This is a genomic window from Streptococcus sp. HMSC034B05 (genome assembly GCF_001809055.1).
In the GTDB taxonomy this organism is placed as follows: domain Bacteria; phylum Bacillota; class Bacilli; order Lactobacillales; family Streptococcaceae; genus Streptococcus; species Streptococcus constellatus.
Genome location: NZ_KV795598.1, coordinates 99,813 through 112,228 on the forward strand (window position 1 = coordinate 99,813; position 12,416 = coordinate 112,228).

Genomic DNA, 12,416 nt, shown 5'->3' on the forward strand with positions numbered 1-12,416 from the left:
TCAAAAATGAAAAGGCTGGGTTTAACCCCAGCTTTTTCTTTATTTTAATTAGCATAATGCATTGACCTAGTTGTAGCTTGAAAAATAAAAAACACAAATCCCGTCTTAATAAAGAAGAACTCATTTTCAGTTTCCTTTCTTTATCATCGACTTGCCAAAGCATTTCTCACATGTTACACTAGTCAGAGAAATCTATGAAAGAGAAAACGCATGAAACCCAAACTCAAACGTTTTGAAACAGCTAATCTTTTTGCTTGCCCTTTTTGCCAGCAAGCCTTGTTTTTAGCAGAAAATAGTCTTAAATGTAACAATAAGCATTCCTTTGATCTAGCAAAATTCGGTTATGTCAATCTGGCACCACAGGTGAAGCAGTCAAAAGACTACGATAAAACCAACTTTCAAAATCGACAATTGATTCTCGAAGCAGGATTCTATCAGCCAATTTTAAACAAACTGTTAGATATTTTAACTTCTTTTCCACAGCATGCTAATCTGTTAGATATTGGCTGCGGAGAGGGGTACTATGCTCGAAACCTGCAAGCACAGATGACTGATCAACACATCTACGCGTTTGATTTATCAAAAGAATCGATTCAGCTAGCAGCCAAAAGCGACCACAGCATGGCAGTAAATTGGTTTGTTGGAGATCTGGCGCATCTTTCCATTCAAGATACCAGTATGGATGTGATTTTGGATATTTTCTCTCCTGCCAATTATCAAGAATTTCAACGCGTATTGCGGAAAAACGGCTTGCTTATTAAGGTTATTCCTAACAGCCAACATTTGCAAGAAATTCGTAGTATCGTTGCCGAGCAGTTAACAAACACAAATTATTCCAATCAAAAAATCATTGAACACTTTAAGAAATCCTTTACCATTGCAGACTCCTATGATGTTGTTAGCACTTTTTCACTAAAGGAAAATGAAAAAATGGCTCTGCTGAAAATGACTCCGCTTCTTTTCAATATGGATATTGAAAAAATCGACTGGTCATCCTTACATGAAATCACCATTGCTGCAAAGATTTTGGTCGGTCAAGAAAAATAAACACAAAAGAGGTAGAAACAGACTGCCGCGAGATACAGCAGTCTATTCAACCCCTTTTTATATGCCTCGATTAAAAGCAAGAAAGACCATTCCCAAAACTAAAACTAAATAGATAACCAGCGCTAAAACACGTTGCCCCACTTGATAAGCTCTTTGCTCGCCATGGACTGGGAAAATAACAGCACACAGAGCGCCTCCGACTGCACCGCCTAAATGTCCTGCCAGACTGATTCCCGGTGTCAAGCTCAATACCAAGTTCATAACCAGTAGAATTAAGTAAGATTGACCAAGTTGCTGAATATAGGGATTGTGAACCGCATAGCGCAACGTAATAATAGCGCCAAAAATTCCAAACAAAGATGTAGAGGCACCTGCCGCCACAGCACTTGGAGTGAAAAAGAAGACAAAAGCATTTCCTAAAATCCCAGACATCAAATAAAGAAACAGAAAATTCCATGAACCAAAAATGTCCTCAGCTTGGCGTCCGATAAAATACAGCGTAATCATGTTCATCACAAAATGCTCCAAGCCGATATGAACGAAAATCGCTGATACCAAGCGCCAAATCTGACTTGGAAAATATTGGATGCTTCGCCCATGCATGGCGCCAAACTCATAAATTGTTTGAGTACTGCTGTAAGCAAATCCACGCAATAAAAACATGGTTAGAAAAAGTCCTGTCGTTATAAGTAATAAAATACTTGTCACAGGATACTGTTTATTATAAATTTTATTCACAAATCAATACCTCCTGAATAGGAATATCGTAATTATCCGGTTGAAAATCCGCTAATTGACAAGGATAAATTGTACTTACTGTCATTCCCTTAAAATCAGCCAAGTAGCGGTCATAATAACCTCCACCATAGCCAATCCGGTAGCCACCTTTATTAAAAGCAACACCCGGTACGTGAATCAAATCAATATGAGTTTTCTCTACCACTTGTCCACTCCTTGGCTCCCAGATACCAAAAGCAGTCAATTCCAAGTCATTTGGATTATAATCCACAAAAATCATGCACCCATGAGGATAAGTCTTCGGAATCACAATTCGCTTGCCATCTGCTTGTGCTTGTCTGATGAAAAGCCCCGTGTCAAACTCGTGTGGCAAAGATAAATAAGTCGCAATTGTTTTAGCGTGTTGGTAAACAGAGGATTTCAGCAAGTACTGTGTGAGCAAAGCATCTCTCTGCTGTTTTGCTATCAATTCCTGTCCTTTCATTTCTCTTACTATCTTTTTACGTAAAGTCGTCTTCACTTATCTTCTCCTTGATAAGGTTGTCAGAATTTCCAATCCGTCATTTATTAAAGTAACAACAAAAACTTTCCAACTTTTTGATTAGCAAAATAGCAAAGATGCTTCAGTTGATGTCAGTTTCAGATAATAAAAAACATGAAATGAATACTCTAATCTAAGCATAGCTCTTTTTTCTTTATTTAATGAATCAAATCCATCTCAGATGCCAAAATTTAATGACAGAATCTGGGTACTTCGTCTGCTAACTTTCCTTCAAATAGCACTTTTAAATTTGCGTTTTTATCCATTTGTAACAAGTTGGATTAATTCCTGAGTAGTCATTTAAGTAGCTAATATAGGCCTTTTTTACTTTAATTTAGTATTAAAAATTATTATATCATAAAATCAAGTATTTCATCATATAGAAAGCAAAAACACCACAAAGTTCAAATATTGTGATGTTTTTTTAGTTAACTTATTGAATATGTTTCAGCATCTTCTCAATATGCTCAATGGACTTTTCACGTCCAAGCAGATAAATGGTATCTGGTAATTCTGGTCCGTGCATTTCTCCCGAAACAGCGATTCGGATTGGCATAAAGAGATTTTTACCTTTGATACCCGTTTCTTTTTGCACTGCCTTGATTTGTGGGAAGATATTTTCTGATTTGAAGTCTTCATCACTCATAGCTTCCATTTTTTCTTTGAATGCTTTCAAAACAATCGGTACCGTTTCGCCTGCCATAAACTCTTTTTCATTTTCTGTTAGCTCTGGGAAATCTTCAAAGAAGAGGTCTGTGAGCGGTACGATTTCATCAACAGATTTCATCTGTGGTTTGTAGAGTGCGACCAATTTCTCAGCCTTATCTGTTAAACGACCAGCTACATCCAAATAAGGTTTTGCCATCTCAAAAATGGTTTCAAAATCCGCATTTTTAATGTATTCATTGCTCATCCAATCTAATTTCTTTTGGTCAAAGGCAGCCGGAGACTTACTGAGACGATGTTCATCAAAGAGTTGGATCAATTCTTCGCGAGAGAAAATTTCATTTTCACCTCCAGGATTCCAACCAAGGAGAGCAATAAAGTTAAACACTGCTTCTGGTAGGTAGCCTTTTTTACGGTAATCTTCGATAAATTGAAGTGTATTCGTATCACGTTTTGACAATTTTTTGCCTGTCTCCGAATTGATAATCAAGGTCATGTGACCAAATTGCGGTGCTTCCCAACCAAGTGCTTCATAAACCATGAGCTGCTTAGGTGTGTTAGCAATATGGTCATCTCCACGGATAACATGTGAAATTTCCATTAAGTGATCATCAACAACAACGGCAAAGTTGTATGTTGGATAACCATCTTTTTTCTGGATAACCCAATCACCACCGATGTTGCCACCTTCAAATTCAATCTCACCTTTAACAAGATCATTCCACTTGTAAATACCAGATTCATTGATTGCAAGACGGACTGTTGGAACAATGCCTTTAGCTTCACGCTCTGCGATATAAGCTACTTTTTCATCTTCAGACATTCCTAGATATTCATTGATGTAACGAGGCGTTTCTCCAGCAGCTTCCTGCCGTTCACGCTCTGTAGCTAATTCTTCTTCCGTTACGTATGATTTGTAAGCCAAGCCTTTTTCGAGCAACTCATTAATATAATCTTGATAAATATCCAAACGTTCAGATTGGCGGTATTTTTCATGCGTTTCTGGACTTTCATCCCAGTCAATCCCTAACCAGCGAAGATTTTCCAGCTGCGAACGCTCCCCGTCTTCGACATGACGCTTGCGGTCTGTATCTTCAATCCGAATAATAAACGTACCACCGTAGTGACGAGCATAAAGATAATTAAAGAGCGCAGTCCGCGCATTTCCGATATGTAACAGTCCCGTTGGACTTGGTGCGTAGCGCACACGAATTTTATTCGCCAATTTCATTTCTCCTAATGTTTATCTTAAATTTCTAACAGGAAAACCCTGTTTCTATTTTAAACGTTACTATTATACCACAAGTTGTCGAAAAGAAATAACAGAAGCGATGAAACTTTATTATTCTTCGAATCATTTACAGAAGATGAGCGAAAAACAAACTTTCTCTACAGAATTTCCTTAGCAATATAGAAACCGTCGCCTATCTCACCTATCAATTCAATATTCAGTTACACTTACTTACCCAAACACCTTCTTCAATACTTCACCAATCGTTGTCACACCAATAACTTCAGTCTTTTCGGGAATATTCAATCCGTTCAAAGAGTTTTTAGGAACATAAATTTTTGTGAAGCCTAACTTAACAGCTTCGTTGATGCGCTGCTCAATGCGATTGACACGGCGGATTTCGCCTGTCAGACCAATTTCGCCAATATAACATTCTTGAGGGTTGGTTGGCTTTTCCTTATAACTGGAAGCAATGGCTACCGCAACCGCTAAATCAATAGCAGGCTCATCTAAGCGCACACCACCAGCTGATTTGAGATAAGCATCTTGATTTTGCAGAAGCAAACCAGCTCGTTTCTCCAAAACAGCCATAATCAGGCTGGCACGATTGAAGTCCAGACCTGCCGTTGTCCGCTTGGCATTGCCAAACATGGTCGGTGTCACCAGAGCCTGCACTTCCGCCAAAATCGGTCGTGTCCCCTCCATCGTCACCACGATAGAAGAGCCTGTCGCACCATCTAAACGCTCCTCTAAGAAAACCTGACTAGGATTGAGCACTTCAACCAGACCACCTGACTGCATCTCAAAAATGCCGATTTCGTTGGTCGAACCGAAACGATTTTTAACTGCCCGCAAAATACGGAAAGTATGCTGACGTTCTCCTTCAAAATACAGCACTGTATCCACCATATGCTCTAGCGTTCGTGGACCAGCCAGCGTTCCTTCCTTGGTCATATGACCCACGATAAAGGTGGCAATATTGTTGGTTTTCGCCAACTGCATGAGTTCTGCTGTCACCTCCCGCACTTGCGAAACCGAGCCCTGCATGCTGGAAATTTCTGGCGACACAATCGTCTGAATGGAATCGATAATCAAAAAATCCGGTTTGATTTTTTCAATCTCGGCACGAATATGCTGCATATTGGTCTCGGCATAGAGATAAAATTCACTATCAATATCTCCTAATCGCTCAGCTCGCAGTTTAATCTGCTCAGCAGACTCCTCGCCGCTGACATAAAGAACCGTTCCCTTGTGAGAGAGTTGGGTTGAAACCTGCAATAAAAGTGTCGATTTCCCAATACCGGGATCTCCTCCGATTAGAACTAAACTTCCCGGCACCACACCACCGCCTAAAACGCGGTTAAATTCGTCCATATCCGTCTTGGTGCGCTTCACATCAATAGAAGTTACTTCTGCCAATTTCATCGGTCGTATTTTTTCTCCGGTCAGAGAAACACGCGCATTTTTGACTTCTGCCACTTCTACTTCTTCGACAAAAGACGACCAAGCACCACAATTCGGACAACGCCCCAGATACTTGGGCGAATGGTATTCACAATTTTGACAAACAAATGTCGATTTTTTCTTGGCTATGATAGATTCCTCTTTCTTAATGCCCAGTGCTTCCAAAACCACCTGTCCGCACACCATCTGCTTCATCATTATCAGCAAGCAAAAACGGTGCAAAGACAGCCTGAACCACACGTTCTCCAACTTCAAGAACAACTTCCTGATCTGTGATGTTTTTCATCTGAGCAAAGATATGCCCTTCATTTCCAGGATTGCCGTAGTAGTCACCATCAATAACCCCAACGGAGTTAATCAAAACCAGGCCTTTTTTACGAGGGTTGGACGAGCGGTCATAAAGATAAAGAACCTCTCCCGGCTGCATATAGGCCTTGACACCCGTCGGAACCAGCTTAATCTCCCCCGGCGCAATGATGATGCGCTCTGCCACTTTTAAATCATATCCTGCTGCGTGAGCCGTCTCTCTCTTGGGCAGCAAATCTTCATTTGTAAAGCTGGAAACCAGCTCGAATCCGCGAATTTTCATGTATTGCTCTTTTCTATTTTTGCTGTCCCTATTATACTAAATTCGTAAAAAACACGCAAAATGCAGGTCATCTTTCAGCCTGCACTTTTTAATTTATTCTGGCTCATTCAAAAATCGAATCACTTGCTCGTTGGCATCCACCTCAGCTTTCACTCCAAAAGGAACAATTGCTCTTGGAGTAGCATGTCCAACATTTAAATTATATAAAATAGGAATATCTGTATCAATGACATCAAGCAGGATTTTTTTATATTCTCCATAATAAGTTTCATCCATTGGTTTTCCGACAAGAATCCCATTTAAAACCGTAAAAATTCCCGTTGCTTTTAAAGTTTCTAACATTTTCCGATATAAAGTTGGTTCTGGTTTTTCCTCACTGGTTTCCAACAAAAGAATTTTTCCTGCCCACTCTGAAAGACTAGGAAAGAGCTGATATTGCACACACAATTCAATCGTATCCTCGTATCTTGTATTATCAAATATCTGATAGAGCGACTCCAAGCAACCACCTAAAATTTCTCCAGCAAAGATTGCTTTGCCTTTTAGCAATTCAAATCCTTGATTTTCATGACGAGTTCGTTTCGTTCCCAGGGCTTTTTCACTGAAATCCGTTCTCTCCTCGTACCAAACTTCGCTCGGGCGGATTTCCGATATACTGCCTGTCGTAATCAATTCTTTAAAATAAGCAAATGTGTAAGGGAGCATATCTGTCTCTAGTTCACAAACATCAGCAAGAAAAGATTGCCCATAAAAAGTCTTGATTCCTAACTTGTGCAGCATAAGATGATTGATCGTAGTATCAGAAAAACCTAGGAATACTTTCTGATGTACAACTTTTTTTAGCTCATCATTCTCAAACAAATAAGGCAGCAACCGATAAGTATCATCTCCACCGATAGCACATAAAATCATATCAATTGAAGAATCCTTGAAAGCCTGAATCAAATCTTGCGCTCTGGACTCAGGATGATCTGCCAGATAGCCCATTCCTTTTTGTGCATGCTCTAAAAACTTCACTTCAAGCCCCAAGTCTCTCAAGCGCTTTACTCCCAAGTTCACTTCATGTTTAACAGCACTTTCTCCAATGATTCCACTTGATAAACTAACGATTCCAACGGTCTTTATCATCTTCTCTCCTCCTTAATCAATGATTTGAAACATTATAACATAAATCAGCCAAAAGCAACGACAAAAATATAAAACAAAAAGACCACCTTTTGGTGATCTTTATAGGGAGATTATTATGAAAAAGTTTAGGATTTCATCAAATAAAGTTAGGAGGTCTTCATTTGATAGTTTTATTATAGAATGATTTTCTTAAATGAAGCTTAAGACTCATTTTAAATTTATAATTCCCTCAAAAGGTACTGAAAAAATTTTAGATTTCCTTTTTCCTCATTGATTAAAAACTCTGGGTACCATTGAAGCCCGATGATACGACTACCATCTAGCGACTCAGTCGCTTCAATAATTTTAACTCCATGATAAAATACTGTTGCGCGAAAATTCGGTGCCAAATCCTTAACTTAACAATCTAAACTAATGTTAAACAAGAAATTTATCGCTTTCTATGGTAAAATAAGACTAGAAAACTCTACAAGGAGAAGAACATGGAAAAACAAACAGTTGCTGTTTTAGGCCCCGGTTCATGGGGTACTGCTTTGGCACAAGTATTAAATGACAATGGACATGAAGTTCGTATTTGGGGTAATCTTGCCGAGCAAATCACTGAAATCAACGAACACCATACCAATAAACGCTATTTCAAGGATATCGTTCTCGATGAAAAGATTACTGCCTATTATGACTTAAAAGAAACTCTTGACGGTGTTGATGCCATTCTTTTCGTTGTTCCAACAAAAGTCACACGTCTCGTAGCTAAACAAGTGGCTGAAGTATTAGACCATCCAGTCAAAATCATGCACGCTTCAAAAGGACTCGAACCCGATACTCACAAACGACTTTCCATAATTTTAGAAGAAGAATTATCTCCAAATTTACGAAGCGAAGTGGTTGTCGTCTCTGGACCAAGCCATGCTGAAGAAACTATCGTTCGTGATATTACTCTTATCACAGCAGCTTCAAAAGACTTAGAAGCAGCAAAATATGTTCAAGAACTTTTCAGCAATCACTACTTCCGTCTCTACACTAATACAGATGTCATCGGCGTAGAAACAGCTGGCGCACTAAAAAATATCATTGCTGTCGGAGCAGGTGCCCTTCATGGTCTCGGTTACGGTGACAATGCCAAAGCTGCCATTATCACACGCGGCTTAGCAGAAATTACTCGTCTTGGCGTCAAACTCGGTGCTAGTCCCTTAACATATAGTGGTTTATCCGGAGTAGGAGATTTAATTGTCACAGGAACCTCCGTTCACTCACGTAATTGGCGCGCTGGTGATGCTCTTGGTCGTGGCGAAAAGTTAGAAGATATTGAAGCCAACATGGGCATGGTTATCGAAGGCATTTCCACCACCAAAGCTGCTTACGAACTCGCACAAGAACTGGGTGTCTATATGCCAATTACTCAAGCGATCTATCACGTGATTTATGAAAGCCTTAACATAAAAGACGCCATTTATGATATAATGAATAATGAATTTAAAGCTGAAAACGAATGGTCGTAATTAGCTACTACAAAAAAGGAGGGTCATATGACTCAAGTAAGAAAAGCTGTTATCCCTGCTGCTGGACTTGGAACTCGTTTCTTGCCAGCAACCAAAGCGCTCGCCAAAGAAATGCTGCCTATCGTTGACAAACCGACTATTCAATTTATTGTCGAAGAAGCATTAAAGGCCGGTATCAAAGACATCTTGGTCGTAACCGGAAAATCTAAACGATCTATTGAAGACCACTTTGATTCAAACTTTGAATTGGAGTATAACCTCAAAGAAAAAGGGAAGTCTGACCTTTTAAAACTTGTAGACGAGACTACTGGCATTGGTCTTCACTTCATTCGCCAAAGTCATCCACGCGGACTTGGCGATGCCGTTTTACAAGCCAAGGCATTCGTTGGTAACGAACCCTTTGTCGTTATGCTAGGTGATGATCTGATGGACATTACAAACGACAAAGCAGTTCCGCTAACCAAACAGTTAATGAATGATTATGAAGAAACGCATGCGTCAACCATTGCTGTCATGAAAGTACCACACGATGACGTTTCGTCTTATGGTGTTATTGACCCACAAGGTGAAGGAGTAAATGGACTCTACAGCGTGGAGACCTTTGTTGAAAAACCAAAACCAGAAGACGCACCAAGTAACCTTGCGATTATTGGTCGCTACCTTTTGACACCAGAAATCTTCTCCATTTTGGAAACACAAGCTCCAGGTGCTGGAAATGAAATTCAACTGACAGACGCCATTGATACTCTCAATAAAACACAAAGAGTATTTGCCCGTGAATTCACAGGTGATCGTTATGACGTTGGTGACAAATTTGGCTTTATGAAAACATCTATTGATTACGCCCTCAAACATCCCCAAATAAAAGACGACATGAAACAATACATCATTGAGTTGGGTAAGAAATTAGATAAAAAAGAGAACTAACAGATAGCAATTAGGATTGACGGTAACATCAAAAGTCTCTCCCATCATTACATTTTACTGTAAAAATAGAAATCATAACCATCCATTAATACTCTGCGCCTCAAACATCTAATGATTTGGGTGTAGTTCACAAGCGGGTGGTTTTTTTTATCTCGCATCTTTCAGAACGAGACGGACTAAAAGACATATCATGATATAAATTTAAAAAAATTATATTTCAACCTCTTTTTTTATTTCTTTTCTCACTTTTTATAATTGTGATTCAAAACAAAAGAAAACATAGAAATAATGAGGATTTTCACTTGCAGAATATATGAATCTTATTGTATTATTTATGAAATTTTGGTAATATATATATTATAATACAAAAATTCTTGTATGAGGAAAGTTAGTGTCTGGCAATCCTTAAAATAAATAAAGAATAGAAAGGATTAAAATGTCAAAAAAGAAAAAAGACACACCGTTAGTCTTTCTAGTCTTGTTGAAGTGGTTAGCTGAACTGATTTATTTCGTAGGAATTGTGTTCGTTGCTGGCACGGCTCTCCTACTCTTAACATATAATATTCTCAATATACCGCTAGACTATATCCACATTGCAGCTTTACTCGCTTCTTTTATCTATATATTGGCTGGATTTTTAGTGGCAAATAGTTCCGAAGACATCGTTATTGCCAGCAATTACTTTAAAATTCTATCTGCTCTTGGTTACTTAGCGGTGATTAGCTACTTTGACAATCAACTATTTGATTATTTAAAAAATCCAATCGTTGATATCTGCTTGGCAATACCATTTTTAATTGCCATTATCTATAAAAAATTTTATAGAAAAATGATTTATCATGCCGTTTTTAAAAAAAATCATTCCGTCTCTTTTTATAGTGAATATTCAAGTATTGAAGAGATAAAAGCTTCTATGCTTGAAGCCGTCCGTGAAGCAGTGAAGGACGAACATAAAGAGAATGTAGAAGTCGTTGGAAAGAACTTTAGGCAAGATGTAAAGGGAAATATCATCGGTATTTTTAATATTTCACTAGCTCGTAAATTATTTAAAATCACTCAGCCAAAACTAATGCTGATTACCTTAAACTTTAATATCAATAATAATGAATAGGAGTCTATAATCATGTCAGAAATCGAAAAGCCTGTTTTAACACTAGAACAAGATCGCTTCTTAAAAAACAAATCATTTGATACTTACAAAAAGAAACTTGAAGTCTTATCAAGAGCATACAGTGCCAATGCGATGAAAACCATCAATGGTTTCTCATTAGATTCAGAAGAACAATACAAAGCACTGTTTGAAGCTGTATTCTCAGGTGTCTGGGATGTAGATACAGGTATGCGTTATGTCAATGTCACAGAAATCATTGGTGTATCCAGTTTCTTGAGTGGCCAAAAAGATGAAAATGGCTATTATGTACGCAATGCTGATGGGGAAATTGTTTGGGATATTGTAGATATTGACGAAGCTGAACTTTTCACAGATGAACAAATCGCAACCATCGTTCCGAAAGAATATCGTGGGAAATCATTTGTTCTACGTGAATTAGATGCACGTAAAGAATGGGGAGAGAAACAATCTGTTGACGGCAGCACTGCATCTGTACAACCTGTTGAAGAACCCATCATCGAAGTAGAACCTGAGCCTGAACCAGTTGTTCAACCAGTTCCTGATGTTGAAACAAACACAATAAACCAACAAAAACCAGTTGTAAAACCAGACCCCGTTGTAAAGCCACGTCCAATGACGAAAGCTGAAAAGCAACTACAAAAAAAAGATTACACAAAAGAATCTATTAAAATCATCAATGCAACCATTGATAGTCTTGGATAATAAAAGTTTCTAATAATATTAAAAACCTTTCAACAATATTTGAAAGGTTTTTTGACTTGTTCTCAATTTAAACGGAAACCTAAAAACGATTTGCTTAATTTTGCAAAATGGACTACTTTTATGAACTCAATTACCCCCACATCATGTCCAAGTATATAATCCAACTACAACATCCATAACAAAGAGGTTGAGACTTAGTCTCAACCTCTATTTGTTGCTATAAGTATAGCACAGAAAGAGTTAGCGTTAGAATTATTCTTCCTCTTTACGTTTCTTGAAGCCAAGCATTGACAATGCTGTAGCTGCAAACGCCAAACCTGTCAACGCTGCACCAGTATTTGTAGCTTCACCTGTTGAAGGTAAACTTACTTTCGGAGTTACTGGTTTTTTTGGAGTAGTTGGTACTACTGGAGTAGGGGTTGGTGTAGGAGGTGTTTGCGGTTTTTCAGGTGTATTAGGAGTTTCTGGCGGTGTTTGTGGTTTGTCCGGAGTCTTAGGTTTATCTGGTGTTACCACTGTTACCGTATTAGAATTTCTTTCAACACCATTGATGATTTCAGTAAAGGTGTTCTTCACTGTACCATAGTCAAGTTGTTTCACTTGCATGTAACCTGTAGCTTGGAACTCACTATTATCTGAAATACTGTTCAAGAAAGCACTAGAGAATGAATACAGAACTGTTCTCGTCTTGTGATCAACAGTTTGGTTGACAAACTTCGTCAAATCTGTACCCTTGGCAAGTTTTTGACCAT

Annotated in this window: 12 protein-coding genes and 1 pseudogene; 5 read left to right on the forward strand and 8 right to left on the reverse strand. The window is 38.5% G+C overall.

From position 1 onward, the window contains the following. Positions 1-210: 210 nt before the first annotated feature. Positions 211-1,047 (forward strand): putative RNA methyltransferase, encoded by an 837-nt coding sequence (locus tag HMPREF2542_RS04035; protein ID WP_058669921.1) that lies wholly within the window; start codon positions 211-213, stop codon positions 1,045-1,047. Between the two features lie 57 nt (positions 1,048-1,104). On the opposite strand, the gene HMPREF2542_RS04040 is transcribed toward HMPREF2542_RS04035, so the two are convergent. The 7 genes and pseudogenes from HMPREF2542_RS04040 to HMPREF2542_RS09990 form a co-directional block, all read right to left on the reverse strand. After that, on the reverse strand, positions 1,105-1,785 hold the full coding sequence (locus HMPREF2542_RS04040) for a rhomboid family intramembrane serine protease (protein WP_006268016.1): 681 nt from the start codon (positions 1,783-1,785) through the stop codon (positions 1,105-1,107). Next, a complete protein-coding gene (locus tag HMPREF2542_RS04045; RefSeq protein WP_039677605.1) occupies positions 1,778-2,305 on the reverse strand; it encodes a 5-formyltetrahydrofolate cyclo-ligase in 528 nt (175 codons plus the stop codon). Before HMPREF2542_RS04045 ends, HMPREF2542_RS04040 begins: the two co-directional genes overlap by 8 nt. A 454-nt stretch (positions 2,306-2,759) precedes the next feature. Continuing rightward, positions 2,760-4,217 carry a glutamate--tRNA ligase gene (gene gltX, locus HMPREF2542_RS04050; protein ID WP_058670398.1) on the reverse strand — a complete coding sequence of 486 codons (1,458 nt, stop codon included), beginning with the start codon at positions 4,215-4,217 and terminating at the stop codon, positions 2,760-2,762. A 237-nt stretch (positions 4,218-4,454) separates the two neighbouring features. Continuing rightward, positions 4,455-5,873: a DNA repair protein RadA gene (gene radA, locus HMPREF2542_RS04055; RefSeq protein WP_102989268.1), complete on the reverse strand. Its 1,419-nt coding sequence runs from the start codon at positions 5,871-5,873 to the stop codon at positions 4,455-4,457. Then, a complete protein-coding gene (locus HMPREF2542_RS04060) occupies positions 5,833-6,276 on the reverse strand; it encodes a dUTP diphosphatase (RefSeq protein ID WP_058669922.1) in 444 nt (147 codons plus the stop codon). The genes radA and HMPREF2542_RS04060 overlap by 41 nt, the downstream gene beginning before the upstream one ends. Positions 6,277-6,369: 93 nt before the next feature. Beyond that, positions 6,370-7,404 carry a S66 family peptidase gene (locus HMPREF2542_RS04065; protein ID WP_058669923.1) on the reverse strand — a complete coding sequence of 345 codons (1,035 nt, stop codon included), beginning with the start codon at positions 7,402-7,404 and terminating at the stop codon, positions 6,370-6,372. Positions 7,405-7,622: 218 nt separating this feature from the next. After that, positions 7,623-7,802, reverse strand: a pseudogene (locus tag HMPREF2542_RS09990) (gamma-glutamyl-gamma-aminobutyrate hydrolase family protein); the annotation flags it as partial. A gap of 84 nt (positions 7,803-7,886) precedes the next feature. On the opposite strand from HMPREF2542_RS09990, the gene HMPREF2542_RS04070 reads away from it, so the two are divergent. The 4 genes from HMPREF2542_RS04070 to HMPREF2542_RS04085 all read left to right on the forward strand — a co-directional run bounded on the left by HMPREF2542_RS04070 (position 7,887) and on the right by HMPREF2542_RS04085 (position 11,664). After that, positions 7,887-8,903, forward strand: a complete 1,017-nt coding sequence (locus HMPREF2542_RS04070) for an NAD(P)H-dependent glycerol-3-phosphate dehydrogenase (RefSeq protein ID WP_003036582.1) — start codon at positions 7,887-7,889, stop codon at positions 8,901-8,903. Between the two features lie 27 nt (positions 8,904-8,930). After that, on the forward strand, positions 8,931-9,830 hold the full coding sequence (gene galU, locus HMPREF2542_RS04075; protein ID WP_037598195.1) for a UTP--glucose-1-phosphate uridylyltransferase GalU: 900 nt from the start codon (positions 8,931-8,933) through the stop codon (positions 9,828-9,830). Positions 9,831-10,266: 436 nt separating this feature from the next. Beyond that, complete coding sequence (locus HMPREF2542_RS04080; RefSeq protein ID WP_003070819.1) at positions 10,267-10,941, forward strand: hypothetical protein; 675 nt, start codon at positions 10,267-10,269, stop codon at positions 10,939-10,941. 12 nt (positions 10,942-10,953) lie between these two features. Continuing rightward, entirely contained in the window at positions 10,954-11,664 is a 711-nt protein-coding gene (locus tag HMPREF2542_RS04085) for a hypothetical protein (RefSeq protein ID WP_039677600.1), read from the forward strand. 252 nt (positions 11,665-11,916) lie between these two features. On the opposite strand, the gene HMPREF2542_RS04090 is transcribed toward HMPREF2542_RS04085, so the two are convergent. Beyond that, a partial coding sequence (locus tag HMPREF2542_RS04090; protein WP_148129456.1) for an LPXTG cell wall anchor domain-containing protein occupies positions 11,917-12,416 on the reverse strand: 500 nt, incomplete at its 5' end.

Bases quoted from the DNA above. Each gene is read 5' to 3' on its own strand.
- HMPREF2542_RS04035 (WP_058669921.1), top strand. From the start codon at position 211: ATGAAACCCAAACTCAAACGTTTTGAAACAGCTAATCTTTTTGCTTGC.
- galU (WP_037598195.1), top strand. From the start codon at position 8,931: ATGACTCAAGTAAGAAAAGCTGTTATCCCTGCTGCTGGACTTGGAACT.
- radA (WP_102989268.1), bottom strand. From the start codon at position 5,873: ATGGTGTGCGGACAGGTGGTTTTGGAAGCACTGGGCATTAAGAAAGAG.
- HMPREF2542_RS04065 (WP_058669923.1), bottom strand. From the start codon at position 7,404: ATGATAAAGACCGTTGGAATCGTTAGTTTATCAAGTGGAATCATTGGA.
- HMPREF2542_RS04060 (WP_058669922.1), bottom strand. From the start codon at position 6,276: ATGAAAATTCGCGGATTCGAGCTGGTTTCCAGCTTTACAAATGAAGAT.
- HMPREF2542_RS04070 (WP_003036582.1), top strand. From the start codon at position 7,887: ATGGAAAAACAAACAGTTGCTGTTTTAGGCCCCGGTTCATGGGGTACT.
- HMPREF2542_RS04080 (WP_003070819.1), top strand. From the start codon at position 10,267: ATGTCAAAAAAGAAAAAAGACACACCGTTAGTCTTTCTAGTCTTGTTG.
- HMPREF2542_RS04085 (WP_039677600.1), top strand. From the start codon at position 10,954: ATGTCAGAAATCGAAAAGCCTGTTTTAACACTAGAACAAGATCGCTTC.